Origin of the sequence: Pseudomonas sp. PSE1(2024), from assembly GCF_050990555.1 — a bacterium.
Classification (GTDB): Bacteria; Pseudomonadota; Gammaproteobacteria; order Pseudomonadales; family Pseudomonadaceae; genus Aquipseudomonas; species Aquipseudomonas aphyarum.
In genome coordinates this window covers 2,835,603-2,859,760 of the sequence record NZ_CP158967.1, presented here as the reverse complement: position 1 = coordinate 2,859,760, position 24,158 = coordinate 2,835,603, and the positions used below count along the sequence as shown (strand labels likewise).

The 24,158-nt window shown below is 60.9% G+C and carries 27 protein-coding genes and 1 tRNA gene; 17 read left to right on the top strand and 11 right to left on the bottom strand.

Annotated elements, in window-relative coordinates; all coding sequences use genetic code 11:
• Window positions 1-25 precede the first annotated feature (25 nt).
• Window positions 26-433, top strand: coding sequence for a RidA family protein (locus ABTV87_RS12855; protein ID WP_127797862.1), 408 nt, complete (start codon window positions 26-28; stop codon window positions 431-433).
• A gap of 21 nt (window positions 434-454) precedes the next feature.
• Here the strand turns inward: ABTV87_RS12855 and ABTV87_RS12850 are convergent, their stop codons facing one another.
• Window positions 455-907 carry an Lrp/AsnC family transcriptional regulator gene (locus ABTV87_RS12850; protein ID WP_221535164.1) on the bottom strand — a complete coding sequence of 151 codons (453 nt, stop codon included), beginning with the start codon at window positions 905-907 and terminating at the stop codon, window positions 455-457.
• A 122-nt stretch (window positions 908-1,029) separates the two neighbouring features.
• On the opposite strand from ABTV87_RS12850, the gene ABTV87_RS12845 reads away from it, so the two are divergent.
• The 4 genes from ABTV87_RS12845 to leuD all read left to right on the top strand — a co-directional run bounded on the left by ABTV87_RS12845 (window position 1,030) and on the right by leuD (window position 4,720).
• Entirely contained in the window at window positions 1,030-1,647 is a 618-nt protein-coding gene (locus ABTV87_RS12845) for a LysE family translocator (RefSeq protein ID WP_221535163.1), read from the top strand.
• A 27-nt stretch (window positions 1,648-1,674) separates the two neighbouring features.
• Window positions 1,675-2,550 (top strand): 3-methyl-2-oxobutanoate hydroxymethyltransferase, encoded by an 876-nt coding sequence (gene panB / locus ABTV87_RS12840; protein WP_221535162.1) that lies wholly within the window; start codon window positions 1,675-1,677, stop codon window positions 2,548-2,550.
• Between the two features lie 136 nt (window positions 2,551-2,686).
• The gene (gene leuC / locus ABTV87_RS12835) at window positions 2,687-4,108 is read left to right on the top strand and encodes a 3-isopropylmalate dehydratase large subunit (protein ID WP_127797860.1); all 1,422 of its coding nucleotides are present in this window, start codon (window positions 2,687-2,689) and stop codon (window positions 4,106-4,108) included.
• A 3-nt stretch (window positions 4,109-4,111) separates the two neighbouring features.
• On the top strand, window positions 4,112-4,720 hold the full coding sequence (leuD, locus tag ABTV87_RS12830) for a 3-isopropylmalate dehydratase small subunit (protein ID WP_221535160.1): 609 nt from the start codon (window positions 4,112-4,114) through the stop codon (window positions 4,718-4,720).
• Window positions 4,721-4,757: 37 nt separating this feature from the next.
• Here the strand turns inward: leuD and ABTV87_RS12825 are convergent, their stop codons facing one another.
• Both ABTV87_RS12825 and ABTV87_RS12820 read right to left on the bottom strand, forming a co-directional pair.
• Window positions 4,758-5,675, bottom strand: a complete 918-nt coding sequence (locus tag ABTV87_RS12825; protein WP_039773187.1) for a LysR substrate-binding domain-containing protein — start codon at window positions 5,673-5,675, stop codon at window positions 4,758-4,760.
• A gap of 104 nt (window positions 5,676-5,779) precedes the next feature.
• On the bottom strand, window positions 5,780-6,676 hold the full coding sequence (locus ABTV87_RS12820; RefSeq protein ID WP_433899664.1) for a glycine betaine ABC transporter substrate-binding protein: 897 nt from the start codon (window positions 6,674-6,676) through the stop codon (window positions 5,780-5,782).
• Between the two features lie 206 nt (window positions 6,677-6,882).
• Between ABTV87_RS12820 and ABTV87_RS12815 the strand changes: the two genes are divergently transcribed.
• On the top strand, window positions 6,883-8,919 hold the full coding sequence (locus tag ABTV87_RS12815; protein ID WP_433899663.1) for an FAD-dependent oxidoreductase: 2,037 nt from the start codon (window positions 6,883-6,885) through the stop codon (window positions 8,917-8,919).
• A gap of 48 nt (window positions 8,920-8,967) precedes the next feature.
• Here ABTV87_RS12815 and ABTV87_RS12810 read toward each other — a convergent pair whose 3' ends face one another.
• Together ABTV87_RS12810 and ABTV87_RS12805 are read right to left on the bottom strand one after the other, a co-directional pair.
• Window positions 8,968-9,744 (bottom strand): pyrroline-5-carboxylate reductase family protein, encoded by a 777-nt coding sequence (locus ABTV87_RS12810; protein ID WP_433899662.1) that lies wholly within the window; start codon window positions 9,742-9,744, stop codon window positions 8,968-8,970.
• Window positions 9,734-10,441, bottom strand: coding sequence for a TetR/AcrR family transcriptional regulator (locus ABTV87_RS12805; protein WP_085604695.1), 708 nt, complete (start codon window positions 10,439-10,441; stop codon window positions 9,734-9,736). Before ABTV87_RS12805 ends, ABTV87_RS12810 begins: the two co-directional genes overlap by 11 nt.
• A gap of 699 nt (window positions 10,442-11,140) precedes the next feature.
• Between ABTV87_RS12805 and ABTV87_RS12800 the strand changes: the two genes are divergently transcribed.
• From ABTV87_RS12800 to ABTV87_RS12775, 6 genes are all read left to right on the top strand, one after another.
• Entirely contained in the window at window positions 11,141-11,326 is a 186-nt protein-coding gene (locus tag ABTV87_RS12800) for a DUF1843 domain-containing protein (RefSeq protein WP_041475227.1), read from the top strand.
• 34 nt (window positions 11,327-11,360) lie between these two features.
• Complete coding sequence (locus ABTV87_RS12795) at window positions 11,361-11,987, top strand: DUF1842 domain-containing protein (protein ID WP_127797855.1); 627 nt, start codon at window positions 11,361-11,363, stop codon at window positions 11,985-11,987.
• Window positions 11,988-12,028: 41 nt separating this feature from the next.
• A complete protein-coding gene (locus tag ABTV87_RS12790) occupies window positions 12,029-12,607 on the top strand; it encodes a DUF1842 domain-containing protein (protein WP_221535157.1) in 579 nt (192 codons plus the stop codon).
• A gap of 103 nt (window positions 12,608-12,710) precedes the next feature.
• A complete protein-coding gene (locus ABTV87_RS12785) occupies window positions 12,711-14,174 on the top strand; it encodes a GDL motif peptide-associated radical SAM/SPASM maturase (RefSeq protein WP_433899661.1) in 1,464 nt (487 codons plus the stop codon).
• Between the two features lie 88 nt (window positions 14,175-14,262).
• A complete protein-coding gene (locus ABTV87_RS12780; protein ID WP_221535155.1) occupies window positions 14,263-14,469 on the top strand; it encodes a hypothetical protein in 207 nt (68 codons plus the stop codon).
• 229 nt (window positions 14,470-14,698) lie between these two features.
• Window positions 14,699-14,773, top strand: a tRNA-Gln gene (locus ABTV87_RS12775).
• Window positions 14,774-14,824: 51 nt separating this feature from the next.
• On the opposite strand, the gene ABTV87_RS12770 is transcribed toward ABTV87_RS12775, so the two are convergent.
• The 3 genes from ABTV87_RS12770 to ABTV87_RS12760 all read right to left on the bottom strand — a co-directional run bounded on the left by ABTV87_RS12770 (window position 14,825) and on the right by ABTV87_RS12760 (window position 16,448).
• Window positions 14,825-15,217, bottom strand: a complete 393-nt coding sequence (locus ABTV87_RS12770) for a DUF1801 domain-containing protein (protein WP_221535228.1) — start codon at window positions 15,215-15,217, stop codon at window positions 14,825-14,827.
• A 155-nt stretch (window positions 15,218-15,372) separates the two neighbouring features.
• Window positions 15,373-15,714, bottom strand: a complete 342-nt coding sequence (locus ABTV87_RS12765) for a hypothetical protein (protein WP_007955484.1) — start codon at window positions 15,712-15,714, stop codon at window positions 15,373-15,375.
• Between the two features lie 86 nt (window positions 15,715-15,800).
• On the bottom strand, window positions 15,801-16,448 hold the full coding sequence (locus ABTV87_RS12760) for an ATPase (protein WP_085604713.1): 648 nt from the start codon (window positions 16,446-16,448) through the stop codon (window positions 15,801-15,803).
• A gap of 163 nt (window positions 16,449-16,611) precedes the next feature.
• On the opposite strand from ABTV87_RS12760, the gene ABTV87_RS12755 reads away from it, so the two are divergent.
• From ABTV87_RS12755 to ABTV87_RS12740, 4 genes are all read left to right on the top strand, one after another.
• The gene (locus ABTV87_RS12755; protein WP_085604716.1) at window positions 16,612-16,857 is read left to right on the top strand and encodes a hypothetical protein; all 246 of its coding nucleotides are present in this window, start codon (window positions 16,612-16,614) and stop codon (window positions 16,855-16,857) included.
• Between the two features lie 51 nt (window positions 16,858-16,908).
• A complete protein-coding gene (ahr, locus tag ABTV87_RS12750; protein ID WP_375746887.1) occupies window positions 16,909-17,940 on the top strand; it encodes an NADPH-dependent aldehyde reductase Ahr in 1,032 nt (343 codons plus the stop codon).
• Window positions 17,941-18,086: 146 nt separating this feature from the next.
• Window positions 18,087-18,248: a hypothetical protein gene (locus ABTV87_RS12745; protein ID WP_007955494.1), complete on the top strand. Its 162-nt coding sequence runs from the start codon at window positions 18,087-18,089 to the stop codon at window positions 18,246-18,248.
• A gap of 53 nt (window positions 18,249-18,301) precedes the next feature.
• Window positions 18,302-18,892, top strand: coding sequence for a helix-turn-helix domain-containing protein (locus ABTV87_RS12740; RefSeq protein ID WP_165369529.1), 591 nt, complete (start codon window positions 18,302-18,304; stop codon window positions 18,890-18,892).
• Window positions 18,893-18,954: 62 nt separating this feature from the next.
• Here ABTV87_RS12740 and ABTV87_RS12735 read toward each other — a convergent pair whose 3' ends face one another.
• A complete protein-coding gene (locus ABTV87_RS12735; protein WP_007955499.1) occupies window positions 18,955-19,464 on the bottom strand; it encodes a hypothetical protein in 510 nt (169 codons plus the stop codon).
• A gap of 391 nt (window positions 19,465-19,855) precedes the next feature.
• Between ABTV87_RS12735 and ABTV87_RS12730 the strand changes: the two genes are divergently transcribed.
• A complete protein-coding gene (locus ABTV87_RS12730) occupies window positions 19,856-20,317 on the top strand; it encodes a DUF3574 domain-containing protein (protein ID WP_433899660.1) in 462 nt (153 codons plus the stop codon).
• Here the strand turns inward: ABTV87_RS12730 and ABTV87_RS12725 are convergent.
• Window positions 20,314-21,678 carry an APC family permease gene (locus ABTV87_RS12725; RefSeq protein ID WP_433899659.1) on the bottom strand — a complete coding sequence of 455 codons (1,365 nt, stop codon included), beginning with the start codon at window positions 21,676-21,678 and terminating at the stop codon, window positions 20,314-20,316. The genes ABTV87_RS12730 and ABTV87_RS12725 overlap by 4 nt on opposite strands.
• 42 nt (window positions 21,679-21,720) lie before the next feature.
• The gene (locus ABTV87_RS12720) at window positions 21,721-24,108 is read right to left on the bottom strand and encodes a TonB-dependent receptor plug domain-containing protein (protein WP_433899658.1); all 2,388 of its coding nucleotides are present in this window, start codon (window positions 24,106-24,108) and stop codon (window positions 21,721-21,723) included.
• Window positions 24,109-24,158: the final 50 nt, after the last annotated feature.

The window sequence follows — 24,158 nt, the reverse complement described above, 5'->3', positions numbered from 1 at the left end:
TTCAACCCATTGAAGGAGACACCCCATGACCCGTGCCCAGCCAAAACGCGACGTGGTTTTCCCGCCCGGACGCCATGCCCTTTACGAGCGCAATCGTTATTCACCGGCCGTTCGCTCCAACGGTTTTCTGTTTGTCTCAGGCCAGGTCGGCAGCCTTGAGGACGGCTCGCCGGAGCCGGATCTGAAACAACAGGTGCGACTGGCCTTCACCAATCTCAATGCGATCCTCGGCGCGGCCGGCGGCAGCTTCGATGACGTGGTGGACGTGACGGTGTTCATGGTCGATCCGCAATCGACCTTCGAAACCATCTGGGAAGTGGTGCCGGAGTTCTGGGGCGAGGCGCCGCATCCGACGATTACGGCGGTCGGCGTGACGTGGCTGTATGGCTTTCAGTTCGAGATCAAGGTGATTGCCAGATTGCCAGAGGCGTAGACCTCCCGACAGGTGAGCGCTTCAAAGTGGCAGCGAACGATCCTGAATTACCCGTTTCATCACCAGCGTGGACGTCAGTCGCTGGACGTTGGGCAGGCTGGACAGGCGCTCGTCGTAAAGCTGCTGAAACGCCGGCAGATCCCGCGCAACGACGTGCAGCAGATAATCGGGTTCGCCGAACAGTCGCTGCGCCTCGACGACTTGCGGAATCTGCGTCACCGAGTCTTCGAAAGCCTCCACCGCCTGGCGATTGCCCTCGCGCAGCGTCACAAACACCATCGCCGAAAAATTCAGCCCCAGCGCTGCCGGGGCCAGTTGCGCGCGATAGCCGACGATCACCCCGCTCTCTTCAAGCGCCCGAACTCGACGATGGCAGGGAGACAGGCTGAGCCCGACCCGATCGGCGAGCTCGGTGATCGAAAGACGACCGTCGGCTTGCAGCTCCGCAAGAATCTTCTGGTCAATCCTGTCCATCAGCATTTTTCTCCCACTTCAGGCTCTCTCGACTGGAATATTTGAGAAAAGATTCTAGCCCGATATCTCTATTCTTTTTCGTGAACGTTGCACGCCTTGAGCCGATTGTTTGCGAGATCAAAATGTCCCTGAGTGTTTTTGCCGCCTTCTGGGCGGTTTCGTTTTTGTTCGTCATCACCCCCGGCGCGGATTGGGCCTATGCCATCTCGGCAGGGCTGTTTGGTCGCGTGGTGCTGCCCGCCGTGGCCGGTTTGCTGATCGGCCATTTGCTCGCAACGCTGGTGGTTGCCGCCGGCGTCGGCGGTCTGGTGGCGAGCAATCCCCTTGCCCTCTCGGTGCTGACGATTGGTGGCAGCCTTTATCTGCTGTGGCTGGGCATCAACATGTTGCGAAACCCCTCCACGCCCGAAGCGGCAGAGACCCAGGCATCCGGATCCTGGTCGCGCTGGACGCTCAAAGGCGCCTGCGTCAGCGGCCTCAATCCCAAGGTTTTTCTGTTGTTCCTGGCACTGCTGCCGCAATTCACTGACCCGACAGCGGCATGGCCGGTGCCGATGCAGATCATGGCGCTGGGTCTGTTGCATGCGCTCAGCTGTGGGGTGATTTATCTGCTGGTGGGGTTCGGCTCGCGTTCTGTTTTACAGGCACGGCCGGTGGCGGCGCGATTCGTCAGTCGCCTGTCGGGCGCAATCATGATTCTTATCGCCGCGATTCTGTTGGCTGAACAGCTCCCGAACTGAAACCTGGCGCTCGCCAAAGGAACCACCATGAGTGACACAACTTCGCTGTACGGCAGTAACCAAAGCCCGGAAAAGCAGCCCCGTATCCGTATTCCCCATCTTCAGCGATTGAAGGCGCTTGGGCAGAAATGGGCAATGCTTACGGCCTACGACATGTACGCCGCGAGTATTTTTGAAGAGGCCGGAATTCCTGTTTTGCTGGTGGGCGACTCGGCTTCGAACAACGTTTTCGGCCACGAATCAACGTTGCCAGTGACAGTTGACGAGCTGATTCCACTGGTGCGTGCCGTCAGCCGGACAACCCGCAGACCACTGGTGATTGCGGATCTCCCGTTCGGCTCGTATCAGGCGTCGCCAGAGCAGTGCTTCCATACCGCCGTGCGTTTCATGAAAGAAGCAGGTGCACACGCGGTCAAGATCGAAGGCGGCGTTGAAATGCTGCCGCAGGTTGAAAAACTCGCAGGATCAGGCATTCCCGTGATGGCCCACATCGGTTTTACACCGCAGGCTGAACATCAACTCGGCGGCTATCGTGTTCAGGGACGGGGGCATGATGCCCAACGGCTGATCGAAAGCGCCCGCGCCTTCGAAGCAGCGGGTGCCTTTGCTTTATTGATCGAAATGGTGCCTGACGAAGTCGCGACGCAAATCAGCGCCGCCGTTTCCATCCCCACGGTTGGCATCGGCGCCGGCGTGGGTTGCGATGCACAGGTGTTGGTCTGGCAGGACATGGCGGGGTTGCGAACCGGGCATCTGCCCAGATTCGTCAAACAATACGCCGACCTTCGTGGCGTATTGCTCGGAGCAGCTCGCAACTTCATTGACGACGTGCAAATGTCGAAGTTTCCGGGGCCCGAGCATTCATTCCCCTTAGAGAATGCGCAGGAGAAAAACCATCGATGAAAAGCTTCAGGTAACACGCGGGCAACTATTCACACTTCGTGTCCTATGGAATCACCAATGCGCTCTTGATGCCATTTCTGCGATCAATATTCTGTCCTCATGTTGTTTTTGCCCCGGACAGAAAAGAGCGCAAGCCATGCCCAGCCCGAGAACGCTGTACCAGAAGCACATCGATAGTCACACCGTCTGCACCCTCGACGATCAGGGCCACGTGCTGCTTTACATCGACCGCCAGGTCGCCAACGAATACACCAGTCCACAAGCCTTCAGCGGCCTGCGTGATGCCGGGCGCACGGTGTGGCGGCCTGCGGCGACGCTGGCGGTGGTCGATCATGTGAACCCCACCGCACCGAAACGCATCGCGACCATGCCCGACGCCGGGGGTGCGCGTCAGGTGTCGTACTTCGAAGAAAACTGCCGCGACTTCGGCATCGAGCTGTTCGATGTGCTGGACAAACGCCAGGGCATCGAACACGTCGTGGCGCCGGAACAGGGTTTCATTCTGCCGGGCATGGTGGTGGCGGCCGGTGATAGCCACACCACCACTTACGGCGCACTGGGCGCCTTCGGTTTCGGCATCGGCACTTCGGAAATCGAGCACCTGCTGGCAACCCAGACGCTGGTCTACAAACGCCTGAAAACCCTGAGGGTGACGGTCAACGGTGAGCTCGGCGCAGGCGTCACCTCCAAGGACATCATCATGGCGCTGATCGAAAAAATCGGTGCGTCCGGCGCCACCGGTTACGCCATCGAATTCACCGGCCCGGCCATCAGCGCCCTCAGCGTCGAGGCGCGCATGACCATCTGCAACATGGCCGTCGAGGCCGGCGCCCGGGGCGCGTTCATGGCACCGGACGACAAGGTGTTCGCCTACCTGCAACGCAAGCCGCGTGCGCCCAAGGGCAAGGTCTGGGAGCAAGCCGTCGAGCGCTGGAAAACCCTGCACAGCGACGAGGGCGCGGTGTTCGATCGCGAAGTCATCCTCGATGTCGCCGCGCTGGAGCCGATGGTGACCTGGGGCACCAGCCCCGATCAGGCCGCGCCGATCAAAGGGCACGTGCCGGACCCGGCCGCCCAGCCCGATCCGATCCTGCGTCAGGGCCTGCAGCGCGCCCTCGATTACATGGGCCTGACACCCGGCATGCCGCTGAACGAAGTGACGATCAGCCATGCCTTCATCGGTTCCTGCACCAATGCGCGGATCGAAGATTTGCGCGACGTCGCCCGCGTGGTGCGCGGCAAGCGTGTGGCGGCTCACGTGCGGGCGATGATCGTTCCCGGCTCGACGCTGGTGCGCAATCAGGCCGAGGACGAAGGCCTGGCGCAGATTTTTCTCGACGCCGGTTTCGAGTGGCGGCAATCGGGTTGCTCGATGTGCCTGGCGATGAACGACGACGTGCTCGCGCCGGGTGATCGCTGTGCGTCCAGCACCAATCGCAACTTCGAAGGCCGTCAGGGCGCCGGTGCGCGCACCCACCTGATGAGCCCGGCGATGGTCGCCGCCGCCGCCATCACCGGCCATTTGACTGACGTGCGCACCGTCGCGCTGGAGGCTTGAACCATGCAACCTTTCGACACTGTCAGCGGCAGCGCCGCGCCGTTTCTCGCGTCCAACATCGACACCGACGTGATCATGCCCAAACAGTTTCTCAAGGGCATCGATCGTCAGGGGCTGGATCGCGGGCTGTTCTTCGATCTGCGCTTTCTTCCCTCCGGCGAACCCAACCCTGAATTCGTGCTCAACCAGCCGGCCTGGCAGGACGCGGCGTTTCTGGTGACCGGCCCCAATTTCGGCTGCGGCTCCAGCCGCGAACACGCGGTGTGGGGCTTGAAGCAAGTGGGGATCCGGGCCTTGATCGGCACCACGTTCGCGGGGATTTTCTACGACAACTGCCAGCGTAATGGCGTGTTGGCGATTCAACTGGACGACGCGCAGTTCAAGCGCGTGGCCGAGGCGATCAGCGTCCCGAAGACCGCGCGGATCAGCGTGAACCTGGCGCAGCAAACCATCGAGCTGGGGGACAGCACGCAGATCGGATTCGAGATCGATCAGCTGCGCAAACAGTCGTTGCTGCTGGGACTGGACGCCATCGGCACCACGCTGCAACGCACCGAGCAGATCCGCGCCTTCGAGGCACGGCATCTGGCGGACAATCCTTGGCTGGGTTGATGGCAAAAAAACGGGCGGTTCATTGAACCGCCCGTTTTCATTCCACAGACAAATCGCGGAAGTACTCTTCCAGAAACTCCACGCACACCCGCAATTTCGCCGACTCGCTGAGCCGGGTCGGATAGACCGCCCAGACGTTGGCGCTCTGGGTGTAGCCGTCCAGCACCTGCACCAGCCTGCCCTGCTCGAGCATCGGTTTAACGTCCCACATCGAGCGCAACAGAATTCCGCCACCGCTCAAGGCCCACTCCAGCACGATCTCGCCGCTGTTGGAGGACAACGGGCCATTCACTCGCACCGTTTCCTCTTGTCCGTCCTTGCTCAGGGTCCAGATGCCGAATGCGTTGTTGCGCTCCTTGAGCACCAGACAATCGTGGTCTTTCAGGTCTTCGAGAGATTGCGGCGTGCCCCGGCGTTCGAGGTATTCCGGCGTGGCGCACAGCACGCGCCGGTTGCTCACCAGTTTGCGCGCGAGATGCTGGCCCGGCAGGTCATCGCCGACGAGGATTTCCAGATCGAAGCCCTCGCCCACCAGATCGACCACCCGGTCGAACACGTCCAGCCGGATGTCGAGTTTCGGGCACGCCCGGGACAGCTGGCTGATCGCCGGCGCCACATGATTGCGGCCGAAACCGAAGCTGCTGCAAATGTGCAGCGAGCCCGCCGGCTGGTGCCGGGCCTGGGAAATCTCGCCGAGAAACTGATCGAAATCCCCCAGCAGTTTCTCCGCCCAGATCCGCACCCGCTCTCCATCGTCGGTCAGCGCGATGCGCCGGGTGGTGCGGTGCAGCAGCTTGGTCGCCAGCGTGGTTTCCAGCACCGAGATGCGTTTGCTGACGTAGGCCGGTGAGAAGCCCAGCTCGTCAGCGGCGCTGGCAAAGCTGTTCTTGCGGATGACGGTGAGGAAAACCTTGAGGTCTTCAGGCAAGGGAAATTGGTCACGATTCGTGTTCATAGGCCGCGCGCCTTCGCTATTTGTCACACATTCTGCGAAGGATAACATCGAATCAACACCTCGCCAGCCGGGGCCCGGTGCTTGCTGGAACCCCGGCGCCGTGATCAGGGTTGTCGATTGCTGGCGGTTTGCGTGCCCGGTTCGAACATCGCCTCGAACCGCGATTTGTTGGCCGCGTAATAGGCCGCGACCGCCTGATCCGATGAGGTCTGGCGCGCCTGCATCATCAAGCTTTCCAGATCTGCCTGCGGGATCGAGTAGTGGGCGAAAAAGTACGCCACCTGCGGGTATTCCTGACTGAACCCCTTGCGCGCCATCGCATGGATCTGTTCGGCGCCACCGAAAATCTGCTTCGGATCATCCAGATAGCGCAACGACCATTTGGAGAACATCCAGTGCGGGCTCCAGGCATTGACCAGTGACCATTTGTCCCGTTTCAGGTTGCGATCCAGTTCATTGAGCATGCCGCTTTCCGAAGACGCCACCAGTTTGTAGCCATCAAGCCTGTATTCCTCGATCGCCTTGACCGTGAGTTTGTACTGGCCGTTGCCCACCTCCGAGGTGAGGATCTTGCCTTCGAGTTTTTCCTTCACGTGCGGCTTGTTCAGATCCTCGACACTGGCCACTTCGCTGATCGGCACCGATGTCGGGACGGCCATGCCGATCCGCCCTTCGTACAGCACGCCGAGGTCTTCGAGGCGATCCTTGTATTTGTCGTAGAACGCCTTGTGGGTACTCGGCAGCCAGACCATCGGGATCAGGTCGATGTTGCCGTTGGCCAGGGCCTGGAACTGAATGCCGATATCGGCCATCACCAGTTTCACCGGTTGTTTGAGGTGATCCTGGAGCGCCGCGCTGGCGAGTTTGACGGTGATTTCGGTGTCCGACCAGTTGACCCAGCCAATGCGCACGGGTGCAGGTTCGGCGGCCTGGGCCTGTGCAGCGAGCGTGGCCAGAATCAGGGCGAAAAGCGTATTTCGATAAGGCGAATGAGCGTTCATCAAGCGTCTTCCTGGGGAGGTGGGATCGGCAGGTATGTCTCAATCTGGACAGCCTTGCGGTTGAGGCGTCTGGCGCAATCCTATGCCTGGGCGAAGCACCGCGCAAGAAAAATGTACACCTGTGTCAGCCATGATTGACATGCCTGTACAGTTGACCTAATTTCAAGTCGCCGAGCCTGATGAAGCCCACCCCGGAGCGCACCACCATGTCCAGCGATCCCCTGTTGCAGCCTTACAAAATCAAGAACCTGACGCTCAGAAACCGGATCATGACCACCGCTCACGAACCGGCCTACCCGGTTGACGGCATGCCCAAGGATTTGTATCGCGCCTACCACGTCGAACGCGCCAAAGCCGGCGTCGCGCTGACCATGACGGCCGGCTCCGCCGCCGTTTCCAGAGACAGCCCGCCGGTGTTCAACAATGTGCTCGCCTACCAGGATGAGGTGGTGAAGTGGCTGAAGGACCTGACCGACGAATGCCACGAGCACGGCGCGGCGGTGATGATCCAGTTGACGCATCTGGGTCGCCGCACCCGCTGGGACAAGGCCGACTGGTTGCCGGTGGTCTCGCCGTCGCACCATCGCGAAGCGGCGCACCGCTCCTTCCCGAAGAAAATGGAAGACTGGGATATCCAGCGCATCATCAAGGACTATGTGGACGCCGCCGAGCGGATGCACGCCGCCGGCATGGACGGTCTGGAGCTGCAGGCCTACGGGCACTTGATGGACCAGTTCTGGTCACCGTTGACCAACGAACTCGACGGGCCGTACGGCGGCTCGCTGGAAAACCGCATGCGCTTCACCTTCGACATCCTGCGCGGGATTCGCCAGCGGGTCGGCGAGGACTTCCTGCTGGGCGTGCGCTACACCGGCGATGAAGGCTTGCCCGGCGGCTTCGACGCCCGCGAAGGCTTGCAGATTTCCCACCTGCTGAAAGACAGCGGGCTGGTGGATTTTCTCAATGTCGTACGCGGCCACATCGACACCGATGCGGGTCTGACCGATGTCATTCCGATCCAGGGCATGCGCAATTCGCCGCATCTGGATTTTGCCGGTGAAATCCGTGCGGCCACCGGATTCCCGACCTTCCATGCAGCCAAGATCCCTGACGTCGCCACTGCTCGCCATGCCATCGCCTCAGGCAAGGTCGATATGGTCGGCATGACCCGGGCGCACATGACCGATCCGCATATCGTGCGCAAGATCATCGAAAAACGTGAGGAAGATATCCGTCCCTGCGTCGGCGCCAACTATTGTCTGGACCGCATCTATCAGGGCGGCGCCGCTTACTGCATCCATAACCCGGCAACCGGCCGGGAAACCACCATGCCCCACGACATTCCCAAGGCCGCACGCCAACGCAAAGTGCTGGTGATCGGCACCGGTCCTGCGGGACTTGAGGCAGCACGGGTAGCGGGCGAGCGTGGTCATGACGTGACCGTGCTGGAAGCGGCGGATCGCCCCGGCGGGCAGATCCGTCTGACCGCCCTCAGCGAACGTCGGCGCGAGATGATCAGCATCATCGACTGGCGCATGGCGCAGTGCGAACGTCTGGGCGTGAAGTTTCATTTCAACACCTGGGCCGAAACCGACACGGTGCTGCAGCATGAACCGGATGTGGTGATTGTCGCCACCGGCGGCCTGCCCCACACGGACGTGCTCAGTGCAGGCAACGACCTGGTGGTTTCGACCTGGGACATCATTGCCGGTGACATCAAACCAGGCCGGCATGTCCTGATCTATGACGATGCCGGCGACCACGCTGCACTACAGGCTGCCGAGGTCATCGCCGCCAGCGGTGCGAGTGTCGAAATCGTCACCCCCGATCGCAGTTTTGCTCCGGAAGTCATGGCGATGAATCTGGTGCCCTACATGCGCAGCCTGCAGGATCTGGATGTCACCTTTACCGTCACCTATCGCGTCGATTCGGTCGAGCGCCTCGACGGGCGACTGGTGGCGACGCTCGGCAGTGATTACGGAACGGTGCACAAGCAGCGGGTGGTGGATCAGGTGGTGGTCAATCACGGCACGATTCCGCTGGATGACCTGTATTTCGACCTGCGCGCGCATTCGAGCAACGGCGGCGCGGTGGAACAACACAACCTGATTGCCGGCAAGACTCAGAACATCGTCACCGACCCGCAGGGACGTTTTCAGCTGTTCAGGATTGGTGACGCCGTGGCCGCACGCAACACCCACGCGGCCATTTACGATGCGTTACGGCTGATGAAAGACCTCTGAACGTGGCCTTCCCTTCTGTTTCGGGAGGGAAATCGCCGTATCTGCCCACTACAGGCCGCGCCGGGCAACCTGGGCGCCGGCCTGTACGGCCCGACCCACGATGTCTTCGAGGTTCTGCCCGGTCATCGACTGCAACGCAGCCGCCGTGACCCCGCGATAAGCCATCAAGGCATCCAGCAAAACTTTCGGTTCCCGCCCGGCCAGCAGTTGACCGCCGCCCACCACCACCGCCCGTGCCGCCCGCTGCGCAATCCTTGCGGGAATGCCGGCCGCTTCGGCCTGACTGGCGAGCGCATCGCATAGCAGCGCCGGAAACGCCGGCCCGGTGCCGGACAACGCGCTCAGATAATCGATGCAGTCTTCATCGGGCACCTCGTCCGCGGTGCCCACGCATTCGAACAATCGCTGCAGCCAGTCGCGCTCTTCATCGGTCAAGGAGCCGGCCACGAACCACGGCGTATAGGATTGGCGGATCTCCACCGCCGCGTTCGGCATGGCCCGCACCACCACTCGCGCGCCTGTCGCGGCACCGAGGGTGGACGCTGAAATGCCGGCCATCAGCGATACCACCGTTTTGCCCCGGGCATCGATCTGTAACGCCCGAAACTGCTCGGGCCGGACCGAGAGCACGACGATATCGCTGCTGTCGACCAGCGACTGGTTGTCCTTCAACACGCGCACTCCCGGCGCAACATCAGCACTGCCCGAGCGGTTCGAGATCAGCAGATCACTCGGCCTGATAAATCCCAGGTCCAGCAACGATTCGGCAATCGCCTTTCCCAGCCAGCCCGTGCCGCCGATGATCCCCAGCGTTCTATTGGTCATCGGGCAGCGCCTCTTCGAAGGTTTCCACCAGTGGAACAAACACCCCCGGCTCCGTCTCGGCATAACCGAACTGACCGAAAAACCGGTCCAGCTCGCGCCGCTTGGGTGACTTTCCGGTGAACACGGTGACGTACTGCGGGATTCGCCGGAACCGCACGATCACGTCTTCGGTGGTTTTCATCGAGATGTAGCCGATCTGCGTGAGATAGATCGTCCGGGCACGGGCATCGGCCGCCCCCGGCTCGTAACCGAAACGGCGAAACATAGCGGCCAGCGCATTGATCCGCGCATCGTCGGCCAGCGCGATTTGCCCGGCGACTTCATCCGATTGCAACGCCCAGCTGCGCACGGCGAATTCAAACTGCGAATCGAACAACGCAGGGTTCAGCCAGCATTCGAAAACATTGAGGATCGCCTCGGACACGCTTTCGGCATAACGCTCGCACTGCCCCACCAGCCCACCGGTGTTCTTGTCCCGCCAGCGGGCCAGCAGCGCCGCGAGCAGTTGCTCCCGATCTTCGTAGAACCAGTAGAAGCTGGTGCGCGACAGGTTAAGGCGCTTGGCCAGCGGCATTACCCTGACCGCATCGACTCCGGATTCCTTCAAAGCCTCATACGCGGCGTCCAGCCAGACGTCCACAGAACCGCGCCATCCTGAATCCTGAGCCTTGTTTTTTGTCCGTCCTGCCTGCGTCATTGCAATGCACCTGTCTTTGAGACTTTGACCGGACTTTACACGGGGCGTACACGCAATGTACATCGGCGTACATTTTTCATTTTCGAATGCTCCTCAGCACCCATGGCGATCTCGATTCAATCGCTTGAAAACGCTGCCGAAAGGTCGGTTGTGCGTGCGCCAAAATCCCTGCATTGGACAGACATGACCGTTCGGCGCTTTTTCTGGCAGCCCTGCACAAACGGGTCTAGGGTTGCGTGGCTGGCAAAATGCTGGCCACTTGGCAAACGTCGCTCGACGAGCGCCATCAGCGGCACTGGAAGAAAAATCAGGGATGGTTTTTGTGCTTGCGCGGGTATTGCACTCTTGAAGAGTGAACGACCTATCCCTGTGTTTCGTTGCTTTCTATCAAGGACAGAAAGATGAACAACGTACAGGTGAGATTCCCCCGGCTGCCCTTTCGGCAAACCCCTTCATTGACGCCCGAGGCCAGGCCCGACGGTTTTGGCTGACGACGCTTGCGCGTGAGCCGGCGCTGCGGCGTCGAACCTGCGCGAACCCGATTTACGGATTGATCAGATCCCGACGGATCAGGCTGTCACGTCGCCGAGAATCCCGGTTGCCGGTGGTTCTGGCCGATGTCGTTCGCCTGCCTGTCAGGAAAGGCGCCCCTTCTGCGCAAGGGGTCGAGCGGCACACACCCACGAGGAAGGCCTCGATATGACCGGTTCAAACCACAACATCCCGCCCTACGGCGTCGCCATCCAGAGCGCGATCACTGGCGGCGATCTGCAGCAGATGAAGACTTTGTTGAAGCAGCGCGATTCAACGAAGCCGGAAGCGAAGGAGCTACAAACCGCGTACGAAAAACTGGCCAAAGAAGTTTCTCGACTGGAAAAACCCTAAGGCCATTTCCCACATTGCAATGGAGGCAATCAACATGTCAGCAACTCAGCAAAATGTCGGCTTGTTCCCGGTGAGCTACCGGATCGGTACGGGCCAGCCAGGGGCGCAGAATCTTGCGCTGAACCTGCTGGTGTCCACACCACAGCAGCATGTCACCGGCAACGCCGCCGTGACTCAGGCAACCAATCCGCCGCTCGACATCGACTCGGACGTCTGGGGCGAATACACCTACATGACGGTGATGAAGCCCGGTGTCAGCAAGATCCTGATCACCGCCCAGGGCAACCACGGTGGCCCCGGCTCCAACTCGATCATCAACTTCAAGATCCATCTGGTGGTCGGCACCGACTGGCGCGAAGGCGTGGCCAACTATGAGTACTTCGACGGCCAGCGCTGGCACGAAATCAACAACGTGCCGGCGCATCTGGTGGAGGTGCCTTCGAACGTCCTTCAGCCGTTCAATCCCGGCCCGGTGATCGAGCCGCACAAGCCGGTCCTGCCGCTGTACGCCGCGCCGATTCAGGGCGCTATCGCCAGCGGTGACCTGGCCCAGATGAAAAGCCTGTCCGCACAGGCCAGACAGCAGCTGGAGCAACTGCCGCTGTTGCGCAAAGCCGTGGACGACGCCAACAAAGAAATCAGCCGCGTGCAAAGTCGCTGATCGGCAATCTGGAACCATAACTTTCACAAGGGAGCAGCATCATGTCGATCGGACTTTTTCACACCCGCCTCATCGCCAGTAACTCACTGCTGGGCGCACCGGTTCTGACCCTCGATATCGTGGTCGATACCGTCCGCAAAAAAGTCAGCGGAACCGCCAGCGTGTTTCAAAGCACCTGGCCACCGGTAAATTTCCATGCCCGGGTCTGGGGCGATTACTCCGAGGCCAGGCTCACGCCATCCACCGAGACCTACCTTATTCTCACCCTCGACGGCAGCCCGAGCGGCCCGCTGAGCCAGATCGCCCAGACCTTCCACCTCAAGGGCATTCTGAACGACTGGACCAGCGGTTTTGTCGATTACCGCTACAACGAAGGCGGCCAGTGGCAGGACGTGCGGCACGTCGCCGTGCATCAGGCGCCGAGCCTCGAGCCACTGCCGCCCGAGCATCATGTCCAGCCGCTGTATGCGGTGGCCATGCAAACGGCTCAGGCCAGCGGTGATCTGGCGCAGTTGAAAGTCGCCGTGCAGCAGGGCGAACAACAGCTGGCTCACGAGGACGCCTTGCGCGGTGCCCTTGCGCAGCTGAATGCGGAAATCGCGCGACTGGAAGCGCGCTAAGCGATACGGCCCGGGCGCGGTCATGGGTGACCGCGCCCGGTCTTCCAGCCAATCGAGGTCAGTCCACTCGTGCCGCGCACAGGCCCGTGCGCAAGGATCTCCCATGACAGACAACCGCCCTGCCCGCTACCTCAGCGACACCGATCTCAAACGCTACGTGCCGGTGCACGTGGTCTGGGAAATCACCCTCGCCTGCGACCTCAAGTGTCTGCATTGCGGTTCCCGCGCGGGGCATCGACGCCCCGATGAACTCAACACCCGCGAATGCCTCGACGTGATCGATTCCCTCGCCGCCCTCGGCACCCGCGAGATCACCCTGATTGGCGGCGAAGCCTATTTGCGCAAGGACTGGACGCAACTGATCCGCGCCATCCACGACCACGGCATGTACTGCGCGATCCAGACCGGCGGACGCAATCTGACGCCGGCGAAGATGCAGGCAGCGGTCGATGCCGGGCTCAACGGGGTCGGCATTTCCCTGGACGGACTCGCGCCGCTGCACGACAAGGTGCGCAACGTGCCCGGCTCGTTCGACAAGGCCGTCGACACCCTGCGCCGGGCCAAGGCGTCGGGGCTGGCGGTGAGCGTCAACACCCAGATCGGCGCGGCCACGCTGCCCGACTTGCCGGAGCTGATGGACACCATCATCGAACTCGGCGCCACCCATTGGCAGATCCAGATCACGGTGGCCATGGGCAACGCCGTCGACCATCCGGAGCTGTTGCTCCAGCCGTATAAGCTGCTGGAAGTGATGCCGCTGCTCGCCCGGTTGTATCGCGAAGGACTGGATCGCGGCCTGCTGATGAACGTCGGCAACAACATCGGTTATTACGGCCCTTACGAACATCTGTGGCGCGGCTTCGGTGACGAGCGCGTGCACTGGACCGGCTGCGCGGCCGGCCAGACCGTGCTGGCGCTGGAAGCAGACGGCACGGTGAAAGGTTGCCCGTCACTGGCGACCGTCGGTTTTTCCGGCGGCAACGTGCGCAACATGAGCCTGCACGACATCTGGCATTACAGCGAAGGCATGCACTTCGGCCGCCTGCGCTCGGTCGATGACCTCTGGGGCTACTGCCGAAGCTGCTATTACAACGACGTCTGCCGGGGCGGCTGCACCTGGACGTCGCATTCGCTGCTGGGCAAACCCGGCAACAATCCTTACTGCCATTACCGAACCCTGGAATTACAAAAACAGGGTCTGCGCGAGCGCATCGTCAAAGTCGAAGACGCCGCCCAACGCTCGTTTGCCGTCGGACGTTTTGACCTGATCACCGAACGCATCGACACCGGCGAAAAAGTCAGCAGCGTCAGCGACAGCGGCCAAGTGATCAAACTGGCGTGGATCAATCAGGGCCAGTCCTCCCCCGAGGAAGGACGCCTGCCGACGCAACTGGCCCTGTGCCGCGACTGCCTGCAATACATCCAGCCGCACGAATCGATCTGCCCGCACTGCCACGCCGATGTCGCCGCCGCCGAGGCCCGGCACCTGACCGACCGGGCGCGGCAGCAGGCGATCATGAAGACGCTGACCGGTTTGCTGGCGGGAGTGCCGGGTTCGTTGAGGTGACGGCTGCCGTTTGCCCGCTCGCCGCGAAAAATCTCGAACTCGCTCAGTGGCGCTGCATCCAACGTTTAAGCCAACGGAGGTCAGCGCCATGAACAACGACAGTAAAGCTCCACCCACCGATACGTCCGGCAAACCGGTCAATGTGGTGAAACGCGATCTTGAGGACCCGGACGACGACACCCGCGGCGTGGATGAGGTCATCACGCCCTCGTCGAACCGCACCAAGGAGCAGGACGCTGAAGCGTTGCAACGCAAGGTCGACGAAATCGAACGCAAGGTTGCGGACGGCAACTGATCGGTTCGTCGAGGCAGGTCTTTGCCAGGTTTTCGGGCTACAGCGGTCGCGCCGGCTTGCATGGCGTTCGCTGAAAAGCCCGAAAAACCTGACCGGCGATACCGTCCGGGAAATAAGTAGCTGTTTTCCCTGAAATTTATTGGCTTCAGGGGTTCACAGAACGCAAGAGCGCTGGTAAAGTGCCGCCCACTGTTGCAGAGGTCCTCCCGGGACTGAAACCAATAGCTACAGGGGCGTCGCCAAGCGGTAAGGCAGCAGGTTTTGATCCTGCCATGCGTTGGTTCGAATCCAGCCGCCCCTGCCATTTTCTCCCTCGTTTCACCCTCCTCCGCTTCACCTCTGCCTCAACGGCAAATCATTTCTTTGTATTCAACGTAATCGCCGAACGCACCAGCGCTTTCAGAGCCTTGGCATCGATCTTGTCGTCTTCGTGAACATCGATCGCCCGCCGGGTGTTGCCTTCAAGGCTGGCATTGAACAGTCCTGACGGATCCTCCAGCGCCGCGCCTTTGGCAAAAGTCATTTTCACCACAGCCTTGTAGGTTTCCCCGGTGCAGATGATGCCGTTGTGTGACCAGACCGGAACACCCCGCCACTTCCACTCCTCGACGACCTCCGGATCCGCCTCATGAATGATCGCGCGAATCTCGGCCAGCTTCTGGCCGCGCCAGTCGTTCAGTTCCTTGATTCTCGCGTCAATCAGCACAGAGGGATTCTCAGTCGCCGCGCCGCTGCTGTCCTTCTTCATATCCTTGTTCTCCCGAAAACCTTTTCCGCTATCCAGCGTAGCGCCGACTGAGCCAAACGCCGGGCAAAAAAAAGCCCCGCAAGGTGCGGGGCAAAGGAACTGGTTGGTTGCGGCCAACCAAAGGAGCATCGTCAAAAAGCGTTAATCGTCAGGCGTTACAGGCACTCCTGGGCAGCCCGTTCAAAACTCGACGGCATGAAACTCGAAGCCAGCAAGTGGCGCTCATACAAAAACACCTTGCCGCCGTCCTGTGCCTTGTAGGCTTCCAGGACGTTGTCCGCCGCCACCTTGCTCGGCACCACGATCCGATAGCTGCGCTGGGTCTGCGAAACCGTCGGGTTCAGCGCGCTGCCCTGCAGTTTCGGCACCACGCATTCGGCGTACTGGGCAGGCGTCTTGTGCGTCTGCAGGGTCAGCGTCGGGTCGTTCGGCGCAGAAGCGCATGCGGTCAGCAACAAACTGGCAGAAGCCATGGCAGGGATAAAAAAGGCACGCATGGATAAAATCCTGAAAATAAAAGGTTCGGTTCTTCGGCAACGTTCAGTGTCACGGGCACTGCCGTTGCCGTTTTTGATTTGGGTGTTCAGCCTGCACTCACCAGGGCTTTGAGCGAGTCATCGAACTGCTTCAAGGCACTCAGTTGCAGGTCGCGCTGCTGTTCAATCCCGGCAGCGATTTCGGGCGCTGCCTTGTTGTGTACCCACACCGAAGGCAGTTGCTTCTCCACCGCGCCTTCGGCCTTGCCGATGTATTGCAGGTTGGCGTCGTAGAAGCGTGCGGCAAACCGCGCTTCGACCTGACTGTTGCGCTGGGTCAGCAGTCGGTTGTGGGTGTCGAGCATCACCACCACGTCCGGATGAGCCTGCACCAGCGCATCGAGGCTGTCGTAGACGGTCACCGAGAGAAACTGTTGTTGCAGCGAACTCATCAGCCAGTCGATGGCCAGCTCCGGATCGGAGCTGTCGACGAAGGCGTCACGGATTCGCGCATCGAGCGCATCCTTGGCACCGTTCACCGCTACATCGTGGTAACGCTCGAGGTATTGCAAGTTGTCCAGGGTGTTTTCGCTGTACAGCACACCGACGGTTTGCGAGTGCTGCAGCGCGGCGCTGCTGCCGGCGACGGGCAGAAAATGGCACGACCGGGCGTCGTCTGCGTAGGCTGGGGCTACGGAAGCGGCCACCCCGCCCATCAGCAGGGCGACTACAGCCAGTCGGGTCAAAGTCTTCATCGCGCAATTCCTTCAGCGGTGTGTTCGATGGAGGCGATTTTCCGCCCATCGGCGCCAAAGCAGAACTTGCGTTTCTTGATGGTCACTATTACTTGAACCAATAGTTGCGCGGCGTGCAGACTGCTGCACACTCAATCACAACGAAAACAGATGAGGATTACCCGTGCGAACCTTTGATCTGATCCGCGATGCCGTCCTGCCCGAATTCCGCGACCGGGTGGCCGAATACCTGGTCGAATACGAAACCGTGCTGGGCCAGTCAGCGGACAATTCGGAGTCGGTGCGGGCCGCGGCCAATCAACTGCGCGGCTATTTGCGCGGCCTCAATACCACCCGAGTGCTGGGTATGGCGGACTGGGAAGAACTCGACCGGCGCGTGCTGAACACCTGGCTAGCGCCCGCTCGATGACACGCTAGACTCTTCAGGCTGCGCCCGCAGCGCCAGACCTGGAGGTGTCCCATGAGCAATAACACCGAACCCACGACATTCACCGGCTGGGCCGCCACCTCGGCCGGCGCGCCGCTGGAGCACTTCAGTTACGACCCCGGCCCGCTGGGCGATGAGGAGGTCGAAGTCGCCGTGGAATATTGCGGCGTCTGTCACTCCGACCAGTCGCTGATCGACAACGACTGGGGCATCAGCCAATACCCGTTCATTCCCGGCCATGAAGTGGTCGGCCGCATCGTGCGCACAGGCCCGCAGGTACGCGGCCTGGAAGTCGGCCAGCGTGTGGGGATCGGCTGGTATAAGGGCAGTTGCATGCATTGCTCGTCCTGCATCGGCGGTTCCCATCACCTTTGCGCTACGGCCAAACCGACGATCATCGGCAGCCATGGCGGATTCGCCGATCGCCTTCGCACCCACTGGGCCTGGGCGCTGAAACTCCCGGACAACCTCGACCCGGCCCTCGCCGGCCCGTTGTTCTGCGCCGGCTCCACGGTCTTCAATCCGCTGGTGGAATTCGACATCAAGCCGACCGATCGGGTCGGCGTGGTGGGCATCGGCGGCCTCGGTCACCTGGCGCTGCGGTTTCTCAATGCCTGGGGATGCGACGTCACTGCCTTCACCTCATCCCTGAGCAAACAGGACGAAGCCAAACGCCTCGGTGCCCACAAGGTCGTCGCCTCGACCGACAGCGAGGCGCTGAAAGCGATTGCCGGCACCCTCGACTTTTTGCTGATCACCGCCAACGCCAACCTCGACTGGACGGCCATGCTCGCCACCCTTCGCGGCAAGGGCCGGCTGCACTTCGTCGGCATCGTGCCCGACGCGATTCCGGTGCATGTGTTCAATCTCATCCCTCAACAAAAGTCCCTGTCAGCCTCCCCAGTCGGCTCGCCCGCCACGGCAGCGACCATGCTGGAGTTCTGCGCGCGGCATCAGATCCTGCCGCAGGTGGAGGAATTTCCGATGAGCAAGGTTAATGAAGCAGTTGACCATCTGCGCAGCGGCAAGGCGCGGTACAGGATTGTGCTGAACGCCAGCAAATGAAGGATCGGCGCGCCGGTTGCCATCGGCGCGCCAATCATTTCATATAGAACTCAATTGAATTAATAAATAAACAATCAGTATTTATCGTTATAAAAATCTCGGCGTACTCTCACCTCATCCCGTCATTGAACACAGTGAAGTGCGCCATGAAACCGACTGACAACCTGATCGACTTCGCCGTCTACCGCAAACGCCGCCACGCCCAGCAACAGGCCCGGCTGATGTGGGAAATGTATGCGCGCAATGCCGGTTATCAGGCTTACCAGTGGGTGCAGGCCGCTCGTTCCAGCGAGACGCGTCAAGCGTGAACGCGCGTGAACCCTCGCGCTTTCTGGCGAGCGCCGATGAACCTGTGCTGGATCTGAACAACCTCGAATCCCTGGAAGAAGACCCGATCTGTGAACGCGTCGCGCAGAACCTGCAACGCCTGCGCGGCAAGCGGCACCTGTCGCTCGATGCCCTTGCCCGCCAGTGTGGCGTGAGTCGGGCGATGCTGGCGCAGATCGAGTCCGGGCGCAGCGTGCCGTCGATCAAGGTGCTGTGCAAAATCGCCAAGGGTTTGAAGGTGTCGGTGGCGGCATTTCTGGAGCACCGCGCGTTTGAAGGCGTAGCCGTGTTGTCGGCGAGCCAGAGCAAGCGGCTGGTCAGTGCCAGCGGTGCCTTTGTCAGCCGCGCGCTGTTTCCCTTTGATGTGGCGCGCCAGTCGGAATTCTACGAACTGCGCCTGAGCCCGCTGGGCGAAGATCAATCCGAGGGCCACGGCCCGGGCGTGCAGGAAAACCTGGTGGTGGCCCAGGGCGTGCTGGAGATCAGCGTCAACGACGAGCGCTATCTGCTGTCGACAGGCGACTCGATCCTGTTTTACGCCGATCAGCCCCACCGTTATCGCAACCCTGCCGACAGTGAAGCGGTGGCGTATCTGGTGGTGACCTACCCCGAACGCCTGGACTGACGAACAGACAACAAAAAGCCCGACCGGGAATCTCCCGGTCGGGCTTTTTCATGCCTGAAGACTTAGCAGGTGCAGCACATCATCGGCATGCCGTTGCAGCTCATCATCATCGGCATGCTGCAGTCGTTCATCATCTTCATCATCAGGGCGCAGCAGTTCTTCATCATGTCCATGTTCATGCCCGGCATCGGCATGATTTTGCACATCATGCAGTCGGCCATCATGGTGCATTCCATCACGCACTTCATCGATGGCATCGGCATGCCCATCATCGGCATCGGCATCATCATGTTCATCATCGGCATGGCCATGGCCGCCGGGGACATGCACATCATGCTCATGTTGCCGCAATGCATCATCATCGGCATGCCGCAGTCCATCATCATCTGCATCATTTCAGCGCTGTTCTTGAACATGGCCATGTCCATGCCAGCGGCCGGCATCATCTTGCACATCATGCCGTCGTCCATCATGTCGCAGCTCATGGTCGCCATCATCATCGGCATGCCCGTCATCGGCATCATCGGCATGTTGGCGTTCATCGGCATTTGCATCTGCATGGCGTTCATCATGGTGTAGCTCCCTGAGGATTAAGAACTGGATGAGAAGTTGATGGAGCGGATTCTAAGGATTGAAAAAATCCGCAACAAGCTGTCCATCGAGCAGCAAAAAGTGCTGTTCAAACGGTTCAAGTGCAGCGTTCCGTGCGACTTGAACCGTTGCAGCAGCAGAGTAGACGCCATGACAGATACGGCAAATGCGCGAGCAGGTTTTTAAATGTCATGGATATGCGATCCAACACCAAGCAAATAACTTAAAGAAATAATCGTTCTAACCGGCGCGCATTATTTTCACTGTGTTTGCTTATTCCATTAGTTCAGCGACGATCCACTTTTTAATCTTTTATTGCTATTAACCGTCCCCTCTATAATTCGGGACAGTTCTTAACAATAAGGAAGTTCCATGCCGCAACGTTTACTACTGGCAGCACTGTTCCTGGCGGTCGCCGGGTGTGCCAGCCCTCCTCCGGTTTCCGTGCATACCAAAGATCCCGCCAGTTCGACCCTGCAAGGCGATGCCACGCGACCGGCGCAGGCGCAGTGGGTGCGCACCGAGTTGTATTTCTCGGTGGGGCCGCTGGAAGGCAAGGAAGGTGTGGTGAGCCCGGCGCGCTGGCGCGAGTTTCTCGATCAGGAAGTAACGACGCGGTTCCCGGACGGGTTCAGCGTGTTCGATGCCTATGGGCAGTGGAAGGACCACGACGCGAAAGTGCCCGAGCGACTGGCGACCAAGGTGATTGTGATCCTGCACGAAAGCGGGCCGAAACGTGAGAGTGACATTGAGGCGATTCGTTTGGCTTACAAGCGGATTACGGGGGATTTGTCGGTGCTGCGGTTGTCGCAGCCGGCGGTGGTGTCCTTCTAATCTACCCTCCGTTGCAGAGCCTGCCGAGGTGTCGACACCAGGCGGCTCAACCCGGCCAGCAACAACGCGCCAACCATCAAAACCCCGATCCCCAAAAACGCCCCCAACCCCACCACCGTCACGCTGGAATACAGCATGTAAACGCACAACACAAAAAACAGCAGCGGCAACAGCGGATAAAGCGGCACCCTCACCGGCCGGGGCACCTCGGGGAAACGCCTGCGCAGAATAATCAACGTCAGGCTGCTCAAGCTCAGAAACAACCAATACACCGGCGTCAGATACTCAACCATGGTGTTGAAGCCACTCTGAGTAAAACTACCAAACAACACCAGCAACAACGCCACCGCCCCCTCGGCCAGCAACGCCTTTCGCGGTACGCCGCCGCGCTCGTCCCATTCGCCGAAGCGGCGCAATTGCGCCACATCGCGGGCGGCGGCGTAGGTGGTGCGGGCGCCGACCAGCAAGGTTGAGTTGATAGTGGCGATGGCCGCGATGCCAACCATCAGCAGAATCAGCAGCACGCCCGGGGCACCGAAGGCGCGGTTCAATAACTCCACCGCCGGCGCGTTGCTCGCCGCCAGGCCTTCGAATCCCAGCCCTTGGACGAACGCCCAGTTCAACGCCAGATAGATCGCCATCAGCACCGTCAGCGCACCGAGCATGGCGATGAGGATCCCGCGTCGACCGTCGCGCACTTCAGCCGATAACGTCGCCGCATCGCTCCAGCCGCCGAAGGCCAGAAACACAAAGATCATCGCCGCAGAAAACCCTGCTGCGCCAGTGTGCTCAGGCACGACCGGATCGCTGGGCAGCGTCGGTTCGATCCCTTGCCATGCCAGCCAGACCCCGGCGCTGGCAATACTCAGGAACCCGATAGCAAGCAGCCCGACCAACACAGTCTGAGTAATGAAACCAATGTGCTTGCCCGTCAGATTCAACAGCACCAACGCAGCAATGATCGCACCGGCAAACACCCCGGATCCGTAATGCCCCAGCGGCACAACCGCATTGAAGTAGTCGGCAAACATGAACGCCGACAACGCGATCCACCCGGTGTGCATCACCGAGAACCGCGACCAGGCAAACAGGAAACCCATGCGCTCGCCATAAGCGGTGCGCAGGAAATGATAGTCACCGCCCGGATGCGGGAACGCGGTGGCCATCTCGGCAAAGCACAAGGCCCCGGCCATCGACGCCAGTCCGCCGAGCACCCAGACCCAATAGAAATGTTCCGGCCCGACGTTCAAGGCAACGGTCGGCGCGGTTTTGAGAATGTCGGTGGTGATGACCATGCCCAGCGTGATCAGCAATGCCTGGAACACCGGCAGGTGCCGCTTGGGGCCATTGGTTTGAGTCATGAAGGTTCCCGCTGATGATCCGCCATCCATGGCGGAAAAGACTCAGAAGCCGTAAGTCGCGGTGGCGTAGTAATAAGCGCCGTTGGTGCCGATCGGCGAGAGCACGTCGTACGGCAGGTTGCCGCCGTAGTTGATGGCCGAGCCGGAGCGTTCCGGGTAGTTGTCGGTCAGGTTGTTGCCACCCAAAGCGATGCTGAATTTCGGGGTGAATTTGTAGGTCACCTCGGCGTCCAGCTGCCACACCGCACCGTAGGTTTGCTCCGGCTGCGAGTCGCCGAAATCGAACACCCGAGTGGTCTCGCCCTGACGGGTCAGACGCCCGAGCAGGCCCCAGTGTTCGCTGGTCCAATTGGCGGAAAACACGAAGCGATCCTTGGGCGCAGCATCGGTCAGGGTGTTGCGTTCCTCGACGCCGACCAGCGCGTCATTGCCGATCCCTAAGGCGGTCAGCTGCGACGGCGTGCCCTTGGTGCTGGTGACCTTGGTGTGGTTGTAGGTGTACGCGGTGGTCAGGCCCAGTTGCCCGTCGTAGAACGGCTGATGGTAGTTGAGCACCAGTTCGGCGCCGTCGGTGCTGGTGTCAGCGGCGTTGGTGAAGAAGTTGACGTCGTGGACGCCCGGCACGCCGAAGTTGTCGTTGATGTAGCTTTCCAGCGCGTCGCTGCCGATTCGCTGGGACAGGGTGATGCGGTCTTTGACGTCGATGCGGAACACGTCGAGCGACGCATCGAAGCGCTCGTTCAACTGGAACGTCAGGCCGAGGCTGAAGTTCTTCGAGGTTTCCGGATCGAGTTTTTCTGCGCCCAGGGCACGGGCAATCGGATCGTTGACCGACAGCACGCGGATATCGGTGAGCGTGCCGCCGTCGCCGAAGTTGCTGGTGGTGTTCTGGAAGCCACTCTGGGCCAGCGACGGCGCGCGGAAGTTGTTCGACACCGCACCGCGCAACGCCCATTGATCGGTCAGCTTGTAGCGACCGCTGAGCTTGCCGGTGAGTTTGCTGCCGGCGTCATCGTAATGTTCCCAGCGCGTGGCGGCATCGACGAAGAAGCGATCGGTGAGATCACCGGACAATTCGGCGTAGGTGCCGAACACGTTGCGATCCAGATCCGACTCTTCACTCGGGCGCAGGCCGTTGGCGCCATCGGCCCCGGAGCCGATGTAAGAGGCTTCGTCCCCGGCAAATGTCAGGTAGTTTTCGTAGCGATATTCACCGCCCACCGCCAGCACGAACGAGCGGCCGCCAAGGCGCAATTCGCGGCTGAAATCCAGGTTGGTGGTGGTCTGGCGCAACTCGTAGTCGCCAGTGTCGAAGCGGGTCGGCGAGTCTGCGCCGAGGCTGACGTTGAGGGTGCGACGGGTTGCCGATTCGAAGCGGTTGCGACCGTGGGTGACGCTGCTGTCGAAATCCCAGTCGTCGCCGATCAGACCTTTGTAACCGGCGGTGGCGGAGATGTCGGTGTTGTCGCCCAGCGATTGCGGCAGATAGCCGTTGGGGTAGAACTGCGGCTGCTCGGACGGGTAGCGGTAGAACTCGGCGCCGGTGGTGTGGCGTTCGTTGTAGGTGCCGAAGCTGTAGGCCTTGCCGCCGGCCAACGGCAATTCGCCGTTGAACCAGGCGTTGACGTCCCGCGCCACGCCGTCGCCCATCACGTAGTTGCGCTGGCCCGGGGTGTCGGCGAAACCGTCGTAGCCGGCGCGGTTGGTCGGGTTGCGATCCTTGTACTCGGTACCGCCGCGAATGAAGCCGCCCTCCTCACCCAGCCGCGTGCCGATCTTGGCGGTGGTCACGCTGTTCTGGCCGTCGGTGGTGGTTTTGCCGATGGCATCCTGATGGGTGTGGTAGGCGCCGTAGCTGGTGGACGCTTCGCCGCCTTCGGGGGCGTCGTCGAGGATGATGTTGATCACCCCGGCAATCGCGTCGGAGCCGTACTGCGCGCCGGCGCCGTCGCGAAGTACTTCGATGCGTTTGATCGCGCTGATCGGGATCGAGTTGAAGTCCACCGGCGCCGTGCCGCGACCGATTTTCGACGAGTCGTTGACCACTGCCGAGGTGTGGCGGCGCTTGCCGTTGACCAGCACCAGCACCTGATCCGGGCTCATGCCGCGCAGCTGTGCGGCGCGCACATGGTCGGCGCCGCCGGAGTTGGACTGGCGCGGAAAACTGAACGACGGCAACAGCGTCTGCAACGCCTGGCCCAGCTCGCCGCCACTGGCGCCGGCGGTCTTCAGGTCCTCGGCGGTCAGCACATCCACCGGCACCGGCGAATCCAGCACCGTACGCGCGGTGCCCCGGGTGCCGGTGACCAGCACGGTACCCAGCCGTGTGTCATCGTCGACGCGCGCGGAAGTCTCTTCAGCTTGTGCAGGAAGTTGCCAGATTGCACTGACAACAGCGATGGCGAGTAATGAACGCGAACGGTGAATCATGCGACAGCTCCTTGAATCGCAGTTAATAACCGGCCGCTGCCGAATCATGA